This window comes from Novosphingobium sp. Sphag1I (assembly GCF_056279125.1).
Genome location: NZ_JBWBQS010000003.1, coordinates 76329 through 100213 on the forward strand (window position 1 = coordinate 76329; position 23885 = coordinate 100213).

At 62.2% G+C, this 23885-nt stretch carries 17 protein-coding genes; 6 read left to right on the forward strand and 11 right to left on the reverse strand.

Going from position 1 to position 23885, the window contains the following annotated elements; translation table 11 throughout:
- The first annotated feature begins 60 nt into the window (after positions 1-60).
- Complete coding sequence (locus ACZ9HU_RS04020) at positions 61-903, forward strand: SGNH/GDSL hydrolase family protein (protein WP_476102572.1); 843 nt, start codon at positions 61-63, stop codon at positions 901-903.
- Positions 904-1644 (forward strand): metallophosphoesterase family protein, encoded by a 741-nt coding sequence (locus ACZ9HU_RS04025; protein WP_476102574.1) that lies wholly within the window; start codon positions 904-906, stop codon positions 1642-1644. It begins immediately after the preceding gene.
- A 9-nt stretch (positions 1645-1653) separates the two neighbouring features.
- Here the strand turns inward: ACZ9HU_RS04025 and ACZ9HU_RS04030 are convergent, their stop codons facing one another.
- Together ACZ9HU_RS04030 and ACZ9HU_RS04035 are read right to left on the reverse strand one after the other, a co-directional pair.
- Complete coding sequence (locus tag ACZ9HU_RS04030) at positions 1654-4239, reverse strand: penicillin-binding protein 1A (protein ID WP_476102576.1); 2586 nt, start codon at positions 4237-4239, stop codon at positions 1654-1656.
- Between the two features lie 43 nt (positions 4240-4282).
- Entirely contained in the window at positions 4283-5281 is a 999-nt protein-coding gene (locus ACZ9HU_RS04035; protein WP_476102578.1) for an N-acetylmuramoyl-L-alanine amidase family protein, read from the reverse strand.
- Between the two features lie 789 nt (positions 5282-6070).
- Between ACZ9HU_RS04035 and ACZ9HU_RS04040 the strand changes: the two genes are divergently transcribed.
- From ACZ9HU_RS04040 to zapE, 4 genes are all read left to right on the forward strand, one after another.
- Positions 6071-8866 carry an Rne/Rng family ribonuclease gene (locus ACZ9HU_RS04040; protein ID WP_476102580.1) on the forward strand — a complete coding sequence of 932 codons (2796 nt, stop codon included), beginning with the start codon at positions 6071-6073 and terminating at the stop codon, positions 8864-8866.
- A gap of 241 nt (positions 8867-9107) precedes the next feature.
- The gene (locus ACZ9HU_RS04045; protein ID WP_476102583.1) at positions 9108-9890 is read left to right on the forward strand and encodes a succinate dehydrogenase iron-sulfur subunit; all 783 of its coding nucleotides are present in this window, start codon (positions 9108-9110) and stop codon (positions 9888-9890) included.
- 153 nt (positions 9891-10043) lie between these two features.
- Positions 10044-10451 (forward strand): hypothetical protein, encoded by a 408-nt coding sequence (locus ACZ9HU_RS04050; RefSeq protein WP_476102585.1) that lies wholly within the window; start codon positions 10044-10046, stop codon positions 10449-10451.
- 18 nt (positions 10452-10469) lie between these two features.
- On the forward strand, positions 10470-11609 hold the full coding sequence (gene zapE, locus ACZ9HU_RS04055) for a cell division protein ZapE (protein WP_476102587.1): 1140 nt from the start codon (positions 10470-10472) through the stop codon (positions 11607-11609).
- 47 nt (positions 11610-11656) lie between these two features.
- On the opposite strand, the gene ACZ9HU_RS04060 is transcribed toward zapE, so the two are convergent.
- The 9 genes from ACZ9HU_RS04060 to ACZ9HU_RS04100 all read right to left on the reverse strand — a co-directional run bounded on the left by ACZ9HU_RS04060 (position 11657) and on the right by ACZ9HU_RS04100 (position 23883).
- Positions 11657-12610, reverse strand: coding sequence for a crotonase/enoyl-CoA hydratase family protein (locus tag ACZ9HU_RS04060; RefSeq protein WP_476102589.1), 954 nt, complete (start codon positions 12608-12610; stop codon positions 11657-11659).
- Between the two features lie 179 nt (positions 12611-12789).
- Positions 12790-14700 carry an XrtA/PEP-CTERM system amidotransferase gene (locus ACZ9HU_RS04065; RefSeq protein ID WP_476102592.1) on the reverse strand — a complete coding sequence of 637 codons (1911 nt, stop codon included), beginning with the start codon at positions 14698-14700 and terminating at the stop codon, positions 12790-12792.
- A 45-nt stretch (positions 14701-14745) separates the two neighbouring features.
- A complete protein-coding gene (gene xrtA, locus ACZ9HU_RS04070; protein WP_476102595.1) occupies positions 14746-16356 on the reverse strand; it encodes an exosortase A in 1611 nt (536 codons plus the stop codon).
- Positions 16284-17519 (reverse strand): TIGR03087 family PEP-CTERM/XrtA system glycosyltransferase, encoded by a 1236-nt coding sequence (locus ACZ9HU_RS04075; RefSeq protein WP_476102596.1) that lies wholly within the window; start codon positions 17517-17519, stop codon positions 16284-16286. The genes xrtA and ACZ9HU_RS04075 overlap by 73 nt, the downstream gene beginning before the upstream one ends.
- Positions 17516-18595 (reverse strand): FemAB family XrtA/PEP-CTERM system-associated protein, encoded by a 1080-nt coding sequence (locus ACZ9HU_RS04080; protein ID WP_476102598.1) that lies wholly within the window; start codon positions 18593-18595, stop codon positions 17516-17518. Before ACZ9HU_RS04080 ends, ACZ9HU_RS04075 begins: the two co-directional genes overlap by 4 nt.
- The gene (locus ACZ9HU_RS04085) at positions 18592-19482 is read right to left on the reverse strand and encodes an XrtA system polysaccharide deacetylase (RefSeq protein ID WP_476102601.1); all 891 of its coding nucleotides are present in this window, start codon (positions 19480-19482) and stop codon (positions 18592-18594) included. The genes ACZ9HU_RS04080 and ACZ9HU_RS04085 overlap by 4 nt, the downstream gene beginning before the upstream one ends.
- A 55-nt stretch (positions 19483-19537) precedes the next feature.
- Positions 19538-20731, reverse strand: coding sequence for an XrtA/PEP-CTERM system-associated ATPase (locus ACZ9HU_RS04090; protein WP_476102603.1), 1194 nt, complete (start codon positions 20729-20731; stop codon positions 19538-19540).
- A 20-nt stretch (positions 20732-20751) separates the two neighbouring features.
- Positions 20752-22776, reverse strand: a complete 2025-nt coding sequence (locus tag ACZ9HU_RS04095) for a preprotein translocase subunit YajC (RefSeq protein WP_476102605.1) — start codon at positions 22774-22776, stop codon at positions 20752-20754.
- 15 nt (positions 22777-22791) lie between these two features.
- Positions 22792-23883, reverse strand: a complete 1092-nt coding sequence (locus ACZ9HU_RS04100; RefSeq protein WP_476102607.1) for a P-loop NTPase family protein — start codon at positions 23881-23883, stop codon at positions 22792-22794.
- Positions 23884-23885: the final 2 nt, after the last annotated feature.

Genomic DNA, 23885 nt, shown 5'->3' on the forward strand with positions numbered 1-23885 from the left:
AATTTGCGAAATGGGCAACCCGTCTTGCCAAGGGCGCAATTATCGGCAAACCCTGCGCCCATGAAACAATCAGCCTTTGCCGCCCTTTCGCTCCTTTCCGCATCGGCCGCCCATCCGGCCATGGCGGGCGCCGCCTATGTCGCCATGGGCAGCTCCTATGCCGCAGGCCCCGGCATTGGCCAAAGCGCCGACACACCGCCCAACCGCTGTGCCCGTTCGGCCACCAATGCGGCGCATATCTTTGCGCAAAAGGTCGGGCTGGAATTGAAGGACGTATCATGCAGCGGCGCGACCACCGCGCATATTCTGGGCGCTTGGGGTCCAATCCCGGCGCAGGTTGATGCGCTGGATGCCGACACGCAATTGGTGACGGTGACGATTGGCGGCAATGATCTGGGCTATATGACCGCCATCGGCAAATTTCAGTGCCCCAATCTGTCCGATGAAGAGCGCAACCGCTATTTCGGCGGAACATGCACACCTTTCACCCCGCTGACGATCGAGGCGAAGCAGAAGCTGGCCGCCGACATGGACCGCATGATCGCCACCATTCATCAGCGGGCGCCCAAGGCGCGCGTTCTGCTGGTGCAATATTTCACGCTGTTTCCCACCTCCGGCAATTGCGCCGCCACGGGCCTTACCGATGAAGCCGTCGCCCAGATCCGCCCCATCGCCCGCGATCTGAGCGCCATTACCGAGGCTGCGGTGCGCCCCTATCGCGCCTTTGCCCGCACGGTGGCGCTCGATCGCGCATCGGCCGATCATGGCATTTGCGGAGCGGCGCCTTGGGTCAATGGACCAAAGCCGGATCGGGCAAAGCTGGACGGCGTGAACTATCATCCCAATCAGGCCGGTATGACCGCCGCCGCCCAATTGATCGAGGCCGCCTGGCGCGCGCGGTAAATGATCGAATTTGCCGCCGTTTCCGACATTCACGGCAACCTGCCTGCGCTGGAGGCCGTGATTGACCACATCGCCGCGCAGGGTATCACTCGGATGGTCAATCTGGGTGACAGCCTTTCGGGGCCGCTATGGCCGCGTGAAACGGCGCACAGGCTGATGGCGCTCGACTGGCCCACCTTGGCGGGCAATCATGAGCGGCAATTGCTGACGCTGGACCCGGCGAGAATGGGACCGACGGATGCGGCGGCCCATGCTGTGATCGACAAGGATATTCGCGCATGGATGGCCGCCCTGCCGCCGCGCATGGAATGGCCCGATGGGGATGTCCTTTTGTGCCATGCCACGCCGCAAAGCGACGATACTTACTGGCTCCACCGAAGGCAAAAGGGCGGACGGATGCGTGAATCCACGCTGGAGGAAATTGCGCCCCATGCCAGCGCGCATGCCCTGACCCTATGCGGACACACCCATATGCCACGCGTGGTGGCCCTGCCCGATGGTCGCCAGATCGCCAATGCGGGCAGCGTCGGCCTGCCCGCCTATGAGGATGACGTGCCATCATGGCATGTGGTGGAAACCGGCACGCCCGATGCGCGCTATCTCAGCGCAAGGTTGGTCGATGGCCGCTGGGAGGTGACGCTCCACGCCGTGCCCTATGACCATGAAAGCGCAGCCCGCCGCGCAGAGGCGATGGGCCGCGACAGTTGGGCCCGCGCCTTGCGCACCGGGCGGATGGGATAAACAGCGGGCTTAATCAGGCCCGCCCTGCTCCACCACCATATCCTCACCCTCGCCGCGCTGGAACACGCGGCCACCCAAAGCGTCAAACCCGCGCCGGATCGCGTCGAGCAACTCGCTGCGCTTGGCCGCGACCTGCTCCTGACGACCCACACGCTGGGGCTCGGTTTCGGGCTTGAACGCTTCCCAGATGACCTCGGCCTTGGGATCATCACCGGGCGTGCCGCCGAACACGCGCTGGCCGGTGGAACGGCTGATCTTCATCATGCGAATGCCCGGCGGTGCGACGAAGGGCGTGTGATCCCAACGCGCCTTGGTCAATTGCACGAATTGCTTGAAGATCGGCGCGGCATAGGTCCCCCCTTGCGCATAGCCACCCAGCGATTTGGGCTGGTCATAACCGATATAGACGCCGCCCACGATCTTGGGCGAACCGCCCATGAACCAGACATTGGTGGGGCCGGTCGTGGTCCCCGTCTTGCCGAACAAAGGCAGGCCCAGATCGCGCAGCACCACCGCCGTACCGCGCTGCACCACGCCTTCGAGCATGTGGACGGTCTGATAGGCGGTGCGGGCATCCATCACCTGATGCCCGCGCGGGGCAAAGCGCGGCATGGGCTTGCCATCCCAATCGGGCATGTTGCAACCGTTGCAGGCGCGTTCATCGGCGCGCCACACCACCTTGCCGTTGCGGTCCTGGATAAAGTCCACATAGGTCTGCTGATGCTGAACCCCGTTCGCGGCCAGCGCGGCATAGGCATTGACCATTTGCGCCACGGTGGTTTCACCTGCGCCCAGAGCAAAGCCGAAATAGGGCGGATATTTGCCGATGCCCATCGTGGCAAAGGTTTTGACCACCTTGTCCATGCCCACGTCATTGGCGATGTGCACGGTCATCAGGTTGCGCGATTGTTCAAGGCCCCAGCGCATCGTGTGAATGCCGCCAACCCCGCGACTGTCAAAGTTGCGGAAGCATTTTTCGCCAAGGTTTGCGCCCTGATAGACGCAGAAGGACTGGTCTGGGACCATGCTAGCGGGCGTCATGCCATTGTCGAGGCCGGTGGCATAGACGAAGGGCTTGATGGTCGAACCCGGCTGGCGCTGGGCCTGTGTGGCGCGGTTGAAACTGTCCAGCCCATCGTCGAACCCGCCGGCCACGGCCAGAACGCGGCCCGATCCGGGCTGTTCCACCAACATGCCGCCGCCCACACCGGGCAGGATGCGCAAGGCATAGACGCCCGTCCCGGCAGGCGCCGCCGTGATGACATCGCCCACGCGCACCTGATCAACCAATCCGGTCAAAGCCGCGGTCGAACCGTCGGTAAAGCCGATCTGACCATTGCCACCCCGGCGCAGCACGATGCCCACGCGCCAGTCCTTATAGGCAATCGATTTGTTCAACCCGATCAACTGACTCTGCCAATGGTCGCGATCCAGTTCGATATGGGCGATCGGCCCGTGCCAACCCTTGCCCGCCGAATAGCGCAGCAGGCCGCCGCGCAGGGCTTCCTGCGCCGCCTTCTGCAATTCGGAATCGAGCGAAGTGCGCACCCACAGCCCGCCCGCATAGACGCTGTTGGGGCCGTTTTCGGCGTTCTCGCCATATTTGGCGATCAGTTGGCGGCGCACTTCCTCGACGAAATAGCCGACCGAGGGGTCATAGGTTTCCACGCGGCGCTGGATCAGACCCAACGGCTGCGCCTTGGCATTGGCGGCGGCACCGGCATCGACCGCACCATTCTTGACCATCTGGTCCAGCACCCAGTTGCGGCGCGCAATCGCCTTTTCGGCGAATTTGGCGCGGCCATAAACTTCGGGCGCCTTGGGCAGGATGGCAAGGAAAGCGGCCTCGTGCAGTTCCAGCTTGTCCACGTCCTTGCCAAAATAGGCGCGGGCGGCGGCCTGTACGCCAAAGCTCTGGCGGCCCAGCGGGATTTCGTTGAGGTAAAGCTCAAGGATCTGCTGCTTGTTCAGCACGCCCTCGATGCGGAAGGCGACGATCATTTCCTTCAGCTTGCGGCTGACCGAATATTCATCGCCAATCAGGATGTTCTTGGCCACCTGCTGCGTGATGGTCGAACCGCCGCGGGCGCGTTCACCGCTGCCATATTTCAACGCGTAATCGACAACCGCCTGCCCAAGACCGATGAAATCGACCCCGCCATGGCTGAAGAAATTCTTGTCTTCCGCCGACAGGAACGCATTCACCAATTGCTTGGGAAAATCGACATAACGCAATTGGACGCGCCGTTCGCGGGCATAGGAATAGACGATACCGCCATCATTGCCGCGCACCATCGTCGGCAAAGGCGGCTGATAGGTCAGCAGCGTATCGGCCGAGGGCAGCGTGCGCAGCACCGTCACATAAAGCAGCAGCCAAAAGGCAACCAGCAGTCCCACGGCCAGCGCGCCAATGCGGAACAACCGCCCGCTTTGCCAGCGCGCCGAAAACCAGGCGCGGAACCGCGTCAGTCCCGGCGCCAGCAATCGACGCCATGCCCCGCCCGCCTGACGACGGATACGCAGGTGAAAAGTTTCATTCTGATCGGGCGAATTGTTCGGATCAGAACCGGGCTGAGAAGGATCGCTGGGCGCCATAGACTTGCGCCCCTAGCACGGGCAACCCCGGCTTTGCCAGTGGTTAAGGCGCTGGACTTGGCGCCAACGCTTCCCTCGCCCGGGCAAAGTAAACGCGGATGGCCTGCGCCGTGGCCTCGGCAAAATCGCGACGGCCAGTGGGCGAGGCAAGGCGCGCGGCATCATCCGTATTGGAAATATACCCCGCCTCGTAAAGGACCGAGGGGACGTCGGGCGATTTCAGCACGACAAAGGCGGCCGATTGCAAGGCGCGGTCGCGGAAAGCGATTCGCCCCTCACCCTCACGCAGGATGAGCCGCGCCAGATTGGTCGACATTTCCGCCGAATGGCGCTGCGACAAATCGACCAGAATGGCCGAAACCGAACTGCTGGTGTTGGCCAGCGACACGCCATTGACCGTATCGGCGCGATTTTCGGACGCGGCCAGATGCTCGGCCTCTTGGCTGCTGCCACGATCGGACAGGGTATAGACGGTGGCGCCATGCGCATCGGGCGTGTCGGCGCTGTCAGCATGGATCGAGAGGAACAGGTCCGCCTTCATCGCCCGCGCGATGCCTGACCGTTCCTCCAGCAAGAGATAGCGATCATCGGCGCGGGTCAATGCGACACGAATACCTCCCACATCCAGCAGGCGCTGTCGCAAGGCCAAGGCGAGGGAAAGCGTCAGATCCTTTTCATCGCGGTGATCGCCATGCGCACCCGGATCATGGCCGCCATGCCCGGCATCGATCACAACCAACGGACTATGCGGATCATTTGGCCCGGAAATCTGCGGCAAAGCAGCCAATGCGCCCGCAGGCGGCAAATCGAAACGCACGACATAATCGCGCGTAAAACCCGGCGCGCCCATCCACAGGTCCATCAGCAGCATCGACACCAGCAAGGCCAGCGGCGCGAACAAGGCGAAGATCAAAAGCCCCAGCCCAAGCCCGCGCTGATTATCCGAACGCGGCTCTGCCTCGTCCAGCACCAGCAGATCAGCAGATGGCGGATCAACAGGCGTCGGATTGGTTTCAGACATGGCGCGGTTGGCGGGGTCCATCAGGGTCCATCGGACTTGGGGACATCCCCAAAGCATGATTGTGGTAAGCGAGACCCCTTATGCACGCAATGGGGTTAACGCCGCGTTGGCGATGTCTTTATCGACACAGTCCCCGGAAAAAAGCGTAGAATCACGCATCGCATGGAACTTGCCCGGAAAGACAAGGGGTGCTAGCAGGGAAAGACCGGGGGCAGTACATTCCCCGCGCCCCTGCCTTTTTCAAAGGTTTGCCCCAAACGCCAACAGGCCCATAGGCAAACCCCGCCCAAGGCATCGCCGCCCGCCATTCCGGCCGGGCCAAGCAAAAGGGAAGCGCGACAAAACCTGCCCTTGGCCCCGGTTGTTTTTTCATGCCGGACGTACAGGTTGATGCAGGTATGATGAGTTGTGTTCCGTTCCAAAATCCGCAGCCGCAAGGCGGCTTTGCGGTGTGGGCGGAAGACTCGTCGATGGCAAACCGCTTCACGACAAACCGGTCGCAATTTCCGAAGCGCTATGCAAAGGGCAAGACCCTGTTTGCAAAGCATAAAGCCATCGCCATGCGCAGCATACAGCCGCGCCTCCTCTGCCTTGCAGACACGAAAAACGCCAGCGGGCCTTTGCCCCATGGCCGTTCCACTCATGCCGGACGCGCATCTTGCGCGAATGGTCTGTTGATCCTCGCGCCGATGGCCAAGCCGCCGCGCGAACACCACCACAATTGCCGCGCCCCATTGCCGGGCCATGCGCCAAAGGGACCGACCCCAGGCCATGACCCGATGCCGGACCTGCGCGGCCGGAGAAATCATAATGTCAACGCGCATGCTGATCGATGCGCGCCACTCGGAAGAAACCCGGGTGGCGGTGCTCAAGGGCAACCGTATTGAAGAATTCGACTTTGATTCTGCTGATCACAAGCAGATCAAGGGCAATATCTATCTGGCCAAGGTCACGCGAGTAGAACCCTCGCTTCAGGCCGCTTTTGTCGATTTCGGGGGCAACCGTCACGGTTTCCTCGCTTTTTCCGAAATCCACCCTGATTATTATCAGATCCCCAAGGAAGACCGCGAGGCCTTGCTGGCCGAAGAAGCGGCCCATGCCGAGGAAGAAGCCGCCCTGCGCGCGGTTGCCGAGGGAGAGGAAGATTTCGTTGGCGACGATGAACTGGGCGAAGGTCTGGCCGATGATTTCGCCGGCGGCAGCGTCGAGGAAACCGGCTCGCTGATCGAAGTCGACACATCGGAAAAGAACAGCGTCGCCACGATCGAGGCCGGTCATGTCGAAGACGGTTTCGAAGGCGACCATGAAGCCGAAGAAGCCGCCGAAGAAGCCGCCGAAGAAGGCGGTGAACGCCGTGGCCGTCGTGGCCGTCGTCAGGGTGGCCGCAACGCGTCCCACGCCAAGGAAGCCGAAGAGCTGCGTGCCAAGCGCATGGCCTTGCGCCGCCGTTACAAGATTCAGGACGTGATCCATCGGCGCCAGGTGCTGCTGGTTCAGGTCGTGAAGGAAGAGCGCGGCAACAAGGGCGCAGCTCTCACCACCTACCTTTCGCTGGCCGGTCGCTATTGCGTGCTGATGCCGAACAGCAGCCATGGCGGCGGCATTTCGCGCAAGATCAGCAGCTTTGCCGACCGCAAGCGTTTGAAGACCATCATCGCCGAAATGGACCTGCCCAAGAGCATGGGCTGCATCGTGCGCACGGCGGGGCTTCAGCGCACCAAGACCGAGATCAAGCGCGACTTCGACTATCTGGCCCGCCTGTGGGACGATATCCGCGAAAGCACGCTGAAGTCGGCGGCGCCTGCGCTGATCCATTCGGACAGCGACCTGATCAAGCGCGCCATCCGCGACATCTATAACCGCGACATCGAAGAAGTGATCGTCGAGGGCGACGATGGCTATCGCGCGGCGCGGGACTTCATGAAACTGCTGATGCCCAGCCATGCGCGCCGGGTGAAGCATTACGCCGATCCGGTCCCCCTGTTCCAGCGCTTTGGCGCCGAGGATCAGTTGACCGCGATGTATGATCCGGTGGTTCAGTTGAAGTCGGGCGGCTATATCGTCATCAACCCGACCGAAGCGCTGGTTTCCATCGACATCAACTCGGGCCGTTCCACCAAGGAACATGGCATCGAGCAGACGGCGGTGGCCACCAACCTTGAAGCCGCGCGCGAAATCGCCCGCCAGTTGCGCCTGCGCGACATGGCTGGTCTGGTCGTGATCGACTTCATCGACATGGAATATGGCTCGAACGTCCGCAAGGTCGAGAAGGCCATGAAGGAAGCGCTGAAAAACGACCGCGCCCGCATTCAGGTCGGCCGTATCAGCAGCTTCGGCCTGATGGAAATGAGCCGCCAGCGTCTGCGCACCGGCGTTCTGGAAGCCACGACCCGTTCTTGCCCGCATTGCGATGGCACCGGTCTGGTCCGCACGGCGGGTTCGGCGGGCCTGTCGGCGCTGCGCCTGATCGAGGAAGAAGCGGCCAAGGGCAAGGGCACGGTCATCACGCTCTTCGCCAGCCAGGAAGCGGCGGTTTACGTCCTCAATGCCAAGCGCCTTGATCTGGGCGAGATCGAAAACCGTTACGGCGTCGTGGTCGAAGTGATCCCCGAAGGCGAGAATGAAGGCGCCAAGATGCGCGTCGTCTCGTCGGGTCCGCGCAACGAATTCGTGCCCAAGTTCGAACCGCTGATCCTTGAAGAAGACCTTGACGATCTGCCGGAAGAGGATTTCGAGGACGAGATCGAGGAAGAAGCCGAGGAAGCCGAAGGCGAAACCGGCGGCGAAGGCGCGAACGAAAGCGCCGAAACCCGTCGCAAGCGTCGCAAGCGTCGCCGCGGCCGTGGTCGTGACCGTCGTGAAGAAGGCACGGGCGAAGAAAGTCAGGCCGAAACCAGCGAAGGCGAAGAAGCCGACGAGGGTGAAGAAGGCGATGCCGAAGCTCCGGTCGAAGCGGGCGAAGAAGGACCGCGCAAGCGTCGTCGTCGCAAGCGTCGGCGCAGCCGCAACCGCGGTGAAGGCGAAGAAGGCGTGAGCGAAGAACAGGGTGAAGCAGGCGACGAAGATGCGCCCGCCGAAGTGACCCCTGTGGTTGAAGCGCCCGCTGACGTGGCCCCTGTGGCCGAACCGGTGGTCGAAGCCCCCAAGGCCGAAGCCCCCGTTGAAGCCGCGCCGGTCGAGGCGATCGCTGAAGAAGCGCCTGCCAAGCCCAAGCGCGTACGCCGCAAAAAGGCCGCGCCGGCGGAAACCGCAGAAGCAGCGCCGGCGCAAGCCGTGGCGGCAGAAGCAACGCCGGTCGAAGCGGTGGCCGAAGAAGCCCCCGCCAAGCCCAAGCGCGTGCGCAAGAAGAAGGTGGAAGCAGCACCTGCCGAAGCCGCTCCGACGGAAGCTGCGGCAGAAGCAGCCCCGGCCAAGCCCAAGCGCGTGCGCAAGAAGAAGGTCGAGACCGCTCCTGCCGACGCCCCGGTGGCTGAGGCTCCTGTGGCGCAAACCGCTGTTGAAGCGCCTGCCGCAGAGCCGGTTTCGGAACCTGCTGCCGCTGGCGGTGACGACGAAGGTTCCGCAACGCCGCGTCGCGGTTGGTGGCAGCGTACTTTTGGCGAATAAGCCCAAAGCATCTTGCCGATGACATCAAGCCGGAGAGCCCAAACGCTCTCCGGCTTTTTGCTTTTGGGATGGGTGGTCAAGAGAGGCAGAGTCTGCGACTTTCGCCGCAGTGCAAAAATCTATGCTTGCTCATGGCCCACAAGACACTAGACAGGCGGGCAAGCAGGGGGCTATGCGCCCCTACGGAGCGGGGGCTCATAGCCCCTAACAGAATCGTGTTCAGAGATGGAAGCAGCGGAAAATGGCCCAGTTCTCCCTCCCCGCCAATAGCAAGATCAGCAAGAATGGCGTCGTCCATAAGGCAGAGGGCGCGGCCAAGGTGAAGAAATTCACCGTGTACCGCTACGACCCCGACAGCGGCGAAAACCCGCGTTATGACACGTTCGAGATCGATCTCGACGCATGCGGCCCGATGGTGCTGGACGCGCTGCTCAAGATCAAGAACGAAGTCGACTCGACGCTGACGTTCCGCCGTTCGTGCCGTGAAGGCATTTGCGGTTCCTGCGCGATGAACATCAATGGTCGCAATGGCCTTGCCTGCACCACGGCCATCGAAGATCTTTCGGGCAATGTGCGCATCACGCCGCTGCCGCATATGGAAGTGATCAAGGACCTCGTCCCTGACTTTACGCATTTCTATGCGCAATATGCCTCGATCCGTCCGTGGCTTCAGACCGTTTCGACCACGCCTTCGGGCAAGGAACGCCTGCAGTCGCCCGAACAGCGCGAAAAGCTCGACGGTCTGTATGAGTGCATTCTGTGCGCCTGCTGCTCGACCTCGTGCCCTTCGTACTGGTGGAACAGCGACAAGTTCCTTGGCCCGGCGATCCTGCTTCAGGCCTATCGCTGGCTGGCCGACAGCCGCGACGAATTCACGGGTGAGCGTCTGGACGAACTGGAAGATCCGTTCCGCCTGTATCGTTGCCACACGATCATGAACTGCGCCAATGTGTGCCCCAAGGGCCTTTCGCCCGCCCGCGCCATTGCCGAAATCAAGAAGATGCAGGCCGAACGCCACGTCTGATCTCTTGACGCGAATCAGGAAAGCGCCGCCAGTCTCGACTGGGGGCGCTTTTTTGCATCCACTTTACGTGCATTCCCTTGTAACGCCCCGTATGACTGGGTTAGCGATTGGTAAACGGTCGCCCCTTAGAATCCTGATCCACGGGAAATCGCAATGTTTCGTAATGCCCTTGCCTTCTCTGCCGCACTCGCCTCCCTTGCCCTTGGGGCCGGGGAAGCGTCGGCTCAGGCCCGCCGCCAGATCTTTGTCCAGAACGCCTGCTCGCGCCCCTTGCGCGTCATTCTGGCCTATACAGACCATAAAGGGCTGCATGATCAGGGCTGGTATTATTTCAACCCGCGCGAAAGCTCCTATCTGCGCTCGCCCGCCGGGGAAAAATTGACGCAGATTGAAGATATTCCGCTTTACGCCTATGCAGAGACGACCGACGCGGGCCGCAAACTGCATTGGCAGGGCACCGGCCCGGAAATGAAGCGTGAAGGCGGTATCTATCGCTCGATGCCCTTGACCACGCGGGTTGATGGCGACGGCGATATTCTGGCCCGCATCACCTGCGATTGAAAGTTTGAAGACGTTACGATGGCCAAGCCTGCGACTGTGATCGAGCGTTATCGCGCGCTCATCCATACCCATGAATTGCGCGTCGATCGGGAACAGGCGGCCGCGGCGGAACGACTCAATGTCCTGCAACAGGAATTGGAAGCGGCGCCTGCCGGTGGCGGTTTCTTTGGACGATTGCTGGGCCGCAAACCGACGCGCGCGCGCGGGCTTTACATGTGGGGCGGCGTCGGGCGCGGCAAATCGATGCTGATGGACCTGTTCCACGACACGCTGAACATCACCGAAAAGCGCCGCGTGCATTTCCATGCCTTTATGCAGGAAGTCCACGCGATCATGCGCGAGGTCCGTCAGGGCGAAACCGGCGACCCCATCCCGCAGGTCGCCACCCGCATTGCTGAGGGCCTGCGCGTGCTGGCCTTTGACGAAATGGTGGTCAACAATTCGGCCGACGCGATGATCATGAGCCGGTTGTTCACCGCCTTGATCCACGATCACAATTTGACGCTCGTCACCACTAGCAACCGCGCTCCGTCCGAATTGTACAAAAACGGCCTCAATCGTGAGCATTTCCTGCCCTTCATCGCGCTGATCGAGGGAGAGCTGGATGTGCTGACGCTAAATGGTCCGGTCGATTACCGGCTGGAACGTCTGGCCGGTATCCGCAGCTGGCACAGCCCATTGGGCCTGCCGGCGACCGAACGTGTGCGTGAAGTTTTCTTCCGCCTGACCGATTTTCCGCCAGAAGATGCGCGCAATGTGCCCTCGGCGGATCTGGATGTTGGCGGCGGGCGCCTGCTGCATGTGCCCAAGAGCCTGAAGGGCGTGGCCGTATTCAGCTTTAAAAAGCTGTGTGGCGAGGCGCGCGGGGCGTCAGACTATCTGACCGTGGCGCGGGCCTATCATACGGTCATTCTGGTCGGCATTCCCCGGCTAGGCAAGGAAACCCGCAACGAAGCGGCGCGCTTTGTTACGCTGATCGACGCGCTGTACGAACATAAGGTCAAATTGTTCGTGACCGCCGACGCACCTCTCGACCGTTTGTATGATTCGGGCGACAAGGAATCCGACACCGGCAGCTTTGAATTTGATCGTACGATCAGCCGACTGACCGAAATGCAGAGCCAGGATTACATGGCCAAGGGCCACGGCGAAGAATAAGGCCCGAAGAATAAGGGGCGCCGCATAAGCGCCCCCTAACGCCCAATTCAGGCCGCCGCCGAATGGTTGCGCGCCTGCGCCCCGGCCAGACGCGACATCAGCTTGAGATCGCTCTCCGACAGACCCAATGCGGCCTCTGCCCACAGATCGACGATGTCGTTCAATTCGGCAAGATCCAGAGGTGCCGCGCGACGGATCGCCTTTTGCGCGGCCACCAGACCGCCATGGCGACGCTGATTCTTGGCGATGAAATCCTGAACATAGGCCACACCCTCGCCCCGCTCGGCCAGATGCGTCACCACGCCCAGATCATACATTTCCTCGGCGCTATAGGTGCGGTTGGACAGGATGATGCGCTGTGCCGCAGCCGTGCCCAGCTTGCGCGACAGGATCGCATGGGCGCCCATGCCGGGGAACAGGCCGAACATCACCTCTGGCAAACCAAAGGTCGCGCCCTTTTCCGCCACCAGATAATCAAACGAGAGCACCGCCTCAAAACCGCCGCCCAGCGCCTGCCCCTGCACCAGCCCGATCGTGACGATGGGCAATTCGAGTGCGCGACGGTTACGATCCAGAATGGCAACACAGCGATGGCCATAAGCGGCCAGACCTTCGCGGTCCTGTGACCGGATCATGCCCTGAAACAGTTCCAGATCGCCGCCAAACCCGAATACGCCGGGCGTCCGGCTGCCCAGAACCAGAAAGCGCAGCGGGATCTTGTCAGGGCCGAAATTGCCGGCAATCAGATCCTGCCAGCTTTCAAAATCCCGCAACAGCGAGGGCGTGAAGCTGGGGCGTCCTGTCGGGCTCATAAAGGTCCAGATCGTACTGGCCTGATCGTCATACAAGACGTCAAGCTGTTCCAGATCGGTCAATGCCTCTGGAACGGCCAGGCGATTTAGGGCTGCCTGCGTGGGATCCTCGGGAAAGAAGATGCCACGATTGCCTCCGCTTTCACCGTAAGGAGGCAAATTTCCCATTTCACCGGTCATCCGGTCCATTGTCGTCACGACCCTTTCTGATCACGGTTAACGAAGCGCAACCTCGTCTTTCACCGCTCTCTAGTACCGGGCGAAGTTTAGGCATGCTAAACCACGGAATGCAAAGCCTTTTTACAGAAAGGTGTTTCAAAATGAAACAAAAAGTTTTTAGTTAATCTTTGCTCCGAAAGCAGAGCGTATCAGGCAATGCCCAGATGGACAAGCGACCTGTCCAGCATCAACAACTGCCACAACAGTCTTGAGTGGTCAGAAACCCCGGAAATGTGCGCTTCTGCTATTTCATGAAGGTTAATGGGATTTAACCATCCGGTGCGCCCTAGCGCCCCTCCACCATCTTTCGCTTGTGCAGCAATTTTTCTCGCTTCTGCGGCAAGTGGTCCGCGCAACCATTGCGCAATGGGGGTAACGAATCCCTGTTTGGGCCGAAACAGAATGTCATCAGGCAGATAACGCCGCATCGAATCTTTAAGCAGCCACTTGCCCTGCCCACCTTTGACTCGCAGATTCTCCGGAAGGCTGGCGGCAAATTCGATCAATCGGTGGTCGAGCAAAGGCTCACGCGCTTCCAGACTGACCGCCATGCTGGCCCGGTCCACCTTGGTCAGGATGTCGCCCGGCAGCCAGAATTTGAGATCTGCATATTGCGCCCGGTCCAGCCCGGATCGTGCCGGTGCCCGCGCCATACAGTCCAGAAACGCCTGCTCGGCCCGATAGTCGCCCCGCAAACGCCGATATTCCTCGGTATAGAGCCGGTCCCGCAACGCAGGCCCCGTCACGCTGACCGCGTCGGTATAGGCCTCCTCACTCGACCGTGCGAGGTTGAGCAGCGTGGTTTTCGCCCGCAGCGGACGCGGCGCCCAATCCGCCTTGGGATAGATGCCGCCCAATGTTCCGAACAGGCCCCGGCGCAATCCATCGGGGATCATCCCCCTCACCCGGTCCTCGCCATGCTGAAACACATGGCGGCGGTATCCGGCAAAGGCTTCGTCCGCGCCGTCACCCGACAGGGCCACCGTCACCGTTTCGCGCGCCAATTGGCACACGCGCCATGTCGGCAGCGCGCTGGCGTCCGCAAAGGGTTCGTCGAACATGGTGGTCAGATGATCGACCGCCTCGAAATCATTGGGCGATACGATGCGGCTTTGATGATCGGTGCCGAATTGCTCGGCAATCCGTCGCGCATAGTCGCTTTCGTCCAGCGCCTTGACGTCAAAACCGATCGAGCATGTCTTGACCGGCGACGAACTCGCCTCGGCCATCAGCGCGACGACCGAGGAGGAATCGACTCCGCCCGACAGAAACGCCCCCAAGGGCACATCGGCCACCATCCGGCTGGTCACGGCATCGCGCATCAAATGGATCAGTTCAGCCGACAAGTCCGCCGCGCTGCCCTTACGCCTTTCGGCAAAACTGACATCCCACCATTGCCGGGGCGCAGGCTTGGGCGCGCCATGCTTGAGGATCATCAGATGCCCGGCGGGCAATTTCTCAACCCCGCGCAACATCGAGCGATGATCGGGCACATAACCCCAGGTCAGATAGTCCTCGACCGCCAGCGGATCCACTTCGCGCCGCAGGGCCGGATGCGCCATCAAGGCCTTCAATTCCGACCCAAAGATCAAACTGCCATCCGACAATTCGGCCAGAAACAGCGGTTTGACCCCCAGCCGGTCACGCACCAGCAAGAGCGAGCGCTGGTCCAGATCATAGATGGCAAAGGCAAACATGCCCGACAGGCGCGACACGCAATCGGCGCCCCAACGCTGATAGGCGGCAAGGATCACCTCGCTGTCGCCGTCTGTATGGAAAACCGCCCCCTGCGCCGCCAGTTCGGCGCGCAATTCGCGGTAATTATAGATCTCGCCGTTAAACAACAGCATCGCGCGCCCATCGGTGGACGCCATCGGTTGGGGCGAACCGGCAATGTCGATGATGGACAGGCGGCGATGGCCCATGCCTATGCCCGGCGCGGTCCACACGCCAAAGCCATCCGGCCCGCGATGGGCAATGGCATCGCACATCCGCTCCACCCGAGCCGGATCAACCGGCTTGGGGGTTTCCAGATGAAAGATCCCGGCAAAACCACACATATGTGAACCCCTTAAACGACTTTGCCTGCAACTCTTGACCGGGCCTTACAAACCCCGTGCCACCGCGTCCATCCAATCACCGATCGGCCCCGCACTGGCGCGGAAAGCGGAGATGGAATCGGCGGCCTTGAACGGCCCGCCTTCTTCGGCCGACAGGATCAGCATCATGGTTGCCCGCCGCCGCAACAACAACCGATCCACGATATTGGCCAGTTTCAGGCGCGCATTGCTGCCCGTTACCAGATCACCGGTCTTGTAACTGGTTTGCGTCAAACGCTCGGTCGGCCCGCCCGCCAGCAAACGGTCGCTGCGCGCATCCGGCACATCCGGCCCGGGCGATTGCCACGACCATCCCGTATCCGGGCGCAGCGCCCCTTCGCCAAATCCGCCCGCCTTCTTGCCCGGACCTTGCGCGGCATAGAGGGCGAAGAACACATCCACCTCATGCCCCTGCGCATCGGCATAGCGGCCCAGCAGGCGATGATCGGCCCCGCCCGCGCGCGGTTCCCACACATGGCGAGGGGCGTAATCGACCCGATGCCATCCGGCGACCTCTGGCAGGGCAATCTGTGCAGGCAAAGGCGCGGCAAGCCGGTCCGCCGCCATCACCCAACCCTGTGCCGCCAGCACCATCAACCCCAGCGCCCCAAAGCAAGCCTTGGCCGAGATCCCACGCCATTGCGGCAGACGCAGCGCCATGACCGCATCCACGTCCAGCATAGGCGCGCCCGCCGCCCGGTCAAAAAACCGCCAGCCCAGCGCAATCACCCCGGCAATTACCGCAGCAAAGAAGAACCAACCATAGATGATATGATCGACCCCGCCCGCAATCTCTGCGCCATAGATTTGCGCAAGATAGACCGTGCCCCACGCCCGCACACCATTGGCCAGAATGGGCGCGACTATGCACAGGGCCATGAACCCGGCGCGCCGCGCCCACGAAACGAAACAGACATGTGCCGCCAGAGCGCCAAAGGCAATCATGGCGACCAGAAATTTGACGCCCGAACATGCCTCGGCCACTTCGAACAGGCCGGCGGGTGTAGCGATGAACACGCCATCGATCTGCGCCTTGATCCCGCTGATATGGACAAGGGCGATGGTGATCTTGGCCGTCACGGTTTGCAGCATGGGGATGGCTTCATCGCCAAACGGCACCAGAAACCCCATATAGGTCAGCGGAAACAACAGCCCCAGCGCCGCCCTTTCGCCCAGCATCAAAGGCACCGCCGCGATCAGCATGGCAACAGCGGCGATCTGCGTCACCTGCGCCACACCGGCCAAAGCCCCCAGCGCCCAGAGCAGCAGCGCCCCCCCCATCATCCACAACCCGCCCCGCCACAGCGCCACCGGCAGGCGGAACAGATCAGGCAATCGCTGCGACACCAGCCAGACCAGAATGGCCGGCACCATCAGGATGTGATTATAGGTGGAGGAATCCCACCACTGATGCCCCATCGCCGCCCAATCGCCCCGGAACAGCGCGACCAGCCCCGCCCAGAGGCAGGCCAGACGGATCACCCCTTCACGCCACGCCAAAGGCATGGCGCGCGCCGGTCGGGTCAGTTCAGGTACCGCAAGGCTCACGCCGCATCGCGCCACCGGCGCGGCGGCTGGGACAGCATGGCGGACAAAGGCGCCAGCGTGCTTTGCCAACTGGCGCGCTCCACAACCAGACGGCGTGCATCAATACCCATCGCCTTGCCCAGATGCGGCGTATCGGCCAATCGGTTGACTTGTGCGGCCAAGGCCTCGTCGCTGTCGGCCACGGCGAAATGGTGCCCGGCCACCGCGTGAATGCCATTGGCCGCCGCCGAAGTCAGCACGACAGGCAATTCCATCGCCATGGCCTCCAGCACCTTGTTCTGAACCCCGCGCGCGATATCCAGCGGGACCAGCGCCATATCGGCCGCCTTGAGCCATGGGCGAATATCATCCACCCGGCCCCAGACACGGACGCCCGCCATGGCATTCAACGCCTTGACCGCATCGGTGGGGTTGCGCCCGACGATATGGAACGTCGCCTCCGGATGACGCGCCTGAACCAGCGGCAGAATAAGGCGCGCGACGCGGATCACGGCGGCCACATTGGGATGATAATCCATCTGTCCGGTAAAGATCAGACGCGGCCCGCCCTTTTCCGCCAACTGGCATTCGGGGCCGACCTGAAGCGGGTCAAAGTAATCGGAATCGATGCCATTGCCCAAAACCTCGATCCGCGCATGACGGGCCGATGCGCCTAACCTCTGGGCAAAGAGGTCCGCCTCGGCGCGGCTGATCAACAGGCTGTAATCGGCCATGGCGGCCAAACGCGCTTCCTCTGCGGCCAGAAGGCGTGCCTCGCGCCCGTGGACCCAGCCCATCGGCCCGTGCGATTTGGCGGCATAGGCTTCGAATTTGGCCGAATCGACATCGACGAAATCCATGATGACGCGGCCCGTAAAGTCGTCGGGCACATATTGGCCCATCTGGCCCGAAAAGACATAGATCGTGCCGATGCGCCCGCTCGCCAATGTCTGACGAACGTATTTCGTCATATTTTCATCGCGAAAAGCCGTCAGGCTGATCGGCTCGCGCTTCTTGATGGCCTGAATTCCGGCCAGCACCAGCGGCTTTGTCCGGCGCACCAACCGATAGGAATGCGAGAGCGAGGCCAGTTCAACCTCTTCGGCCAGATCGGCGTGATCATCGGCAAAGCACCCGACATGCACCGGCGCCATCCGGGCCAGACGCCGCAAAATATGGTGCGAGCGGATCTTGTCCCCCCGATTGGGCGGAAAAGGGATGCGGTGGGACAGGAACAGGATTTCGTTGCTCATCCCAGCCCCCTTGCGATCCACGGACCGATCAGATTGGCGACCGGCAAGGGCAGCTTTTTCCACATGTCGATCCGGCGCGAATGGGTCGCGCTGGTCGGGTCCGCATCGCGTTTGGGCGCGCCGGGCGCGGTCCATACGCCATAGGACAAAGGCTGCGGCTCAAAACCCCAGTTGCGTTTGAAATCATAGGCGCCGCTGTTCGTCTTGCTGCGCCCGAAATCGAAATGAGTGCATCCCCGGCGACGGGCGTGCAGCATCAGTTCGTAATACATGCGGTCATTGGCCCGCAGCCGCCGCGCATCCCACGTGCCGCCGCCCCAATAGGGCATGACCGCGCCATGGTGATAGACCGAAAGGACGCTGGCCACCGGCGCGCCTTCGTGGCGGATGGTCAGGATGTCGGCATCCTCGCCAAAGAGGTCCAGCACCGCATCGAATAAAGCGCGCGGAAAAACGGGCGTGCCCAGATTGCGCACGCTTTGCGCATAGACGCCATAATGGGCGTCGCGGTCGGCGGGACCGGTCCCGGTTTCCACCGTCAATTCGCCCGCCAGACTTTTGCGCACCTCGGCGCGTTGTTTGCGCGGGATGGTGGTCAATTCGGCCTCGTCGCTATCGGCCAGAGGACGGATGAAACCGCAATGGCTTTCGCGTTTGATCGTCCATCCGGCGCGGGTTTCGGGCAAAGGGCCGCCGCGCAGTTCAACCGAGGGCGTGGATTGACGCAGGGCCAATTCCTCCACCGCGGCGAACAAAGGCGCGGGATCGACATCGGGCGCGGCCAGAACGCCCCCGCCCACGGCAAAACCGCTGGACGCCAGCACGCGGCCAAAAATTGGCGAATGAACCTGGGTCAGCGGCAGATAGGCCTCCACCTCGCCGCAGCGGGTCAGGATCAGCGCCAGCGCGTCATTGCCCGTCCCGCGCGCCACGGCATTCAACCAGACGGGCCGATGAAAGGGCGTGCTTTCTGGGTGAGCGGCGACAAAGCCTTCGACCGAGCGCGCCATTTGTGGATCGTTCAGATCGGCCAGAGCGACCCGCAGGTCCATGTCCACGCGGAACGGCGCGTTCACCGCTCGAACTCCACCACCCTCAGACCTTCGGTTGCTGCGACGTTATCCATACGACCCCACGCGAATTCCTTGAGCATTCGCCGCAATTTAGCCTCCATCCCGTCAATATTTGTATAATGACGCAGGCGACTTTTCAGCGGGGCATGGGCAACGCGGGGCTGGTCGGTGTCCACTTCCCACGGGTGAAAGTAAAAAATGATCGGGCGTTCGTCCTGTTCATTGACGCGGCGCATTGCCCATTGGCTGAACGCATAGGGCAATACGCGGAAGAAACCGCCGCCGCCCGCCGCCATGCGCCGCCCCATCGCCTCGACCGTGGTGACCGGAATTTCGATCAGATCGGCCCCCGCCACCGGGCGGAAAGCAAATCGGGGCGCCTCGCGCCAACCGTAATGGTCATGCGCAATCGGGGCCACGCTGCTGGAATAGAGATAGCCCTGCTCTGCCAGGATTTCATGCGCCCATGGGGTGCGGGTGTCGATGGAAAAACTGGGCGCGCGATAGCCGATGACGCGCGCGCCGGAGGCATCCTCCAACGCCTTGCGCGCATCGCCAATGTCGGCGGCAAAGCCGGCGGCATCCATCGTGAACACGCGGGCATGGGCCCAACCATGGCTGGCCAATTCATGCCCGTTTTCGACGATGCGGCGCATCAGCGCCGGGTGGCGTTTGGCCACCCAGCCCAGCGTGAAGAACGTCGCCTTCACACCCAGATCTTCGCACATATCCAAAAGGCGGTTGGTGTTGACATCGACCCGGCAGGCCAGACCGTCCCAGTCGGCCGGATCGATCACCTTTTCAAAGGCGCCAACCTGAAACCAATCCTCAACATCGACCGAAAAGCCGTTGAGCAGCTTGGCCTTTACCAGCGGCGCCTGAGCCACCATTTTCCTATCTCCTGCTGACGCCCGCGTACCTATCCACCGCTGCGCGGCAGAGATGTCATGCCGCGACGCGCTGTGCCTCGTCCCGCTCGATCCATTCGATCAACATGGTCAGCGTGTGACGGATCGTGCGATCCTGTTCGACCAGACGGCTTTCCAGCTTGGCCAGACGTTCCTGCATCACCTCGATGGCGGCCTTGTGCGCGGAATCCGCGCCTTCGAGCCCCGACGTGTCGCCCTGATTGGCCAGTTCGATCACGGCCTGCTGCAACTCGGCGATCTGGCTGTCACGCTGGGCCAATGCGGCCTGAAGGTGCGAAAGGCCTTCGACGGCGAATTGGGCGGGGGCCTGTGCCTGCGGCGTGGTAGGCAGGGCCATGCCCTGCGCCACGGCAAGGCCTTCGCCCGGCTGGGCCGGTGCGGGCGCGATCTGCAAGCCGCCATCGGCGGTCAGTTCGGCCAGAACCTGTGCCAGCATCACGCCATCGATATGCTGGCGCTGCTCCACCGCACCAAGGATCAGCAGGCGGTTGACGATCTGGTTGATCCGGCGCGGCACGCCCCCGGTCGCGGTGTACAACTCGGCGAACACGCGCGGTTCAAAGGTCGGATTGCCATTCCAGCCCACCAGACGCAGGCGGTGCATGATGTAAGGCTCCATCTCGCCCGGCTCCATCGCGTCGAGATGATGGGCCGCGATCACGCGCTGGCGCAATTGTTCAAGGCCGGGGTGGCCTTGCAGGCTTTCACGGAATTCCGGCTGACCCAGCAACAGGATCTGGAGCAGAGGATGGCTGCCCAACTGGAAATTGGAGAGCATGCGCAATTCTTCGAGAGCGCCCAGCGCGAGGTTCTGCGATTCGTCCACCACCAACAGGCAACGGCGACCCGCGCGCGCCTCATCATGCAGGAACTTTTCAATCGCGCCCAATGCGCTCGCCTTGTCCTGCCCCGGCACGCTCAGCCCGAAGGCCTGCGCCACGACATGCACCAGTTCGCCGCTGTCCAAACGGCTGGTGACGATCTGCGCCGCAGTCAGGCGGTTGCGGTCGATCGTGGCCATCAGATGCGCCACCAGCGTCGATTTGCCCGCGCCCACCTCGCCGGTGATGACGATGAAACCTTCGCCCTGCGCCAGACCATAGCCCAGATAGGACAAAGCCTTGCGATGGGTCAGGCTTTCAAAATAAAATGCCGGGTCCGGAGTGAGCTGAAAAGGACGCCCGGTGAAACCATAGAAATTATCGAACATTCTTGCTCTCCCCAGTGGGATCAGAAAGTGTAACGCATACCAAGTGCCGCCGAGGCACTCCACAGGTCAGCGGCCTTTTCACGGGTGATCCCGTCCATGGCCAGTGATGCGGTCGTCGTAAGATGGCGCGAAAGGTAATATTGATAAAGGGCCACCGCGCGAACGGCGTTGATGTCACCCTGCGTGGTGTTGATGCCGCTGACATACTTGTACCCGTCCAGCGTGGCGCCAAACGTGGAACGCGGCGTCACGTGATAGCCCAGATAGGTCGAGACCCAGTAATATTGGTCCACCTTGCCGTTGATGTTGGCCAGGATGGTGTTGGGCGCGGTGATGTACTGGCGGCGTTCATAGCCAAAGCCGATACCGCCGCGCAGGCGGCTGTGGTCAAACGAGTAACCCGCCGAGAAGCCGTTGCCACGATAGACCGTCGAATTGACCGAGCCGATGGACCCGGCAAGGCAATTGCCCGATGTGGCCGCCGCAACGCAGCTGGACAGGTTGCCGGTGATCGCATCGCGCACGGTGGAAAATTGCGTGGGCAGGTTGAAGAGCGAATTGGTCAGCGCACCGCCAAAACCCGTCACGCCCTGATAGACCACCAGATTGAAGCTGGAATGATCGTCGGGCTGATAATTGATGAAGCCATAGCCGCCGAACCGGCCATAACGGTCGCCGACGTGGAATTCGACATTGGTGCGACGGCTGGGACGCCACACGACGCCCGCGTCCCAGATCAGACCTTCGGTGTCGAAGGCAATCTGACGACCCGTGGAATAATCGGTGACAAAGCGGCCGTTGGAATCGACGATCACATTGCCCGCACTGTCATATTTCGCATTGCGCGCCGACACGCGGACATGTTCGTAACCCGCGCCGCCCACCAGCGAGACGTCTTCGGTCACCGGGATCGTGATCGACCCGCGCACATGCTTGTCGCTGACCCGCTGGGTCAGGTTCGAGACGTCTTCCTGATAGATGCCCGCGTCCGCGCCCAGCCCGACGGGAAGCCCCTCACCCGGACGGTTGCCGATGGCCAGACGGCCTTCCTGCACCGTGGAATGGTCCAGACGGTCGACCCCGGCCGTGGCGCCATTGGCGGTCACATTGCCTTGCGAATTGAGCGAGGTGTAGCCCGCGTGATAATGCGCGGTCATCGCCACATCGCCCTTTTGCGTGGCCAGCGTCGGCCCGGCATAGAGCGAGTAAACCTGGGTCAGCGAATCCGCCCCCACCGCCGATGTGCCAAAGGCCGCGCCGGTTTCCGAAACATAGGTCCGGTTGGCAAAGCCGCCATAATCGACGCGCAGCGCATTGGGCACGATCGAGGATGACATGCGCGCGATACCCGTCAGGCCATCGGTGTTGCTTTTACGGTTCCACGTAAAGCGGCGCTCGTAACGAGCGGAAATTACGCCCTGATTGTTGCGTCCGTTGATCGTGGCGTCCGCACCCGCGGCAATCGTCGAATAGGTGACGACATCGTCATTATACGCCAGCCCGCTGCGCGAACCCAGATTGGCCTGAACCACCTGTGCGGCCTCGATATAGGGGCGGATGGCCAGACGGCGCTTGTCCACGGTGCCCTGATCGAACACGCCAAGGCGGCGTGGCTTCATCGTGGTTTTGCCGCGCGTCGAATTGTAATCATCGTCCGAATAGGCCGCCGCCGCCAGATCGCCGCTGCTATAGGCCGCGCCGTAATAGCGACCTGCGCGGTCGGCCGGCGTTTCGCGGCGGTTGGTGGCATTGGTGCGCAACCCATCGGCCTGCGTATAGGTGACGTCATTGTCATAGGAAAAGGGCGTGTAGGGATTGGCCCCGATCGCCTCGTCCTGTTGAATGACGGCCTGTGCGCCATTGTCGCGGTTGGTGTCGCCCGTGGTCAACACCGTATTGTCGCCAAGATTGGGGGCAATGGCCTGCGCCGCCGCATCATTGAGACCTTGCGTCTGTGATGCGGTCTGCCGAGGCTGGGCGGCGACGGCCTGCGGCATAACCGCAAGAACCGCCCCCAGCGCCAGAACAGAAATCTGATGAGCCATCGCCCGCATGATCAATTACCCGCGATAGTTGTGATAGGTGCCAAAGCGACGGCCGCTGGGGCTGAATTGCACCCCGTTAAGCAGCGCCTGCACATTGGGGCAGCCGGCCGACAACAGGCTGGCGGCGTCCTGCACCGAGCTGCCCGAAGTCTTTTCCGCCTTTACCACCAGCACGGTCTGGGCCGAGAGCTTGGCCACTTCGACCGCCAGAGCGGCGGCCAGAACCGGCGGCGTATCGAACACGACAACGCGGTTGGGATGGCCTTCGATCAGGCGGGCAATGACCGCCTTTGCACGGGCCGAGGCCAGATATTCGGAATCCGAGGCCGTCGGACGACCGCCCGGCAGCACCGAAAGCCCGCCCAGATCGGTCTTGATCACCAGATCGCGCACATCGATGCGCGGGTCGGCAATCGCGTCGACCAGCCCTGGACCACCGGGCAGCCCCAGCGTCGAGAGTACGGAGGAACGCGCCATGTCGAGATCGACCAGCACGACTTCAGTATCCTTTTCCGCGGCAATCGACATGGCAAGGTTGATCGCCACGAAAGTCTTGCCTTCTTCGGGCAGAGCCGAGGTGATCAGGATCGACTGGGCCTCGACGCCCGCACCCTGACGGCGCAGATCCTCGATCTGTTCGAGGAGCTGGCGCTTGACGATGCGGAATTCTTCGACCTGTGCATTGGCCGCGCCGCCGGGCACCGCGAAACCTTCCAGAGCAAGGCGCTGGTGATTGATGCGGTGGAATGCCGGTGCGGGTGCCGCCGGTTGCGGGGCATAGGCCGGGGCCTGCTCGCCATAAACCGGCGCGCCATACTGGGGCGGCGGGGCCACCGGGGCCACGATGGGCGCCGGGGCATAGGCTTGCGGACTTACTGGCGCTTGCGGGTTCACCGGGGCTGCGGGCTGAACCGGGGCCTGCACCGGGGGCATGTATGCCTGCGGGGCCGGAGCCTGCGGGGTCAGCGAAGGCGGCACCAGATCGGCCGGGCCCGAGGGCGGTACGAACTGGCCGCGATCAAAGGCCTGCATGGCGCGCTGGATCAGCGAACTGTGCGTGTCTTCCGGCTTTTGCGGATAGTCCTGATTCTTGAGAGGTTCGTTCATGT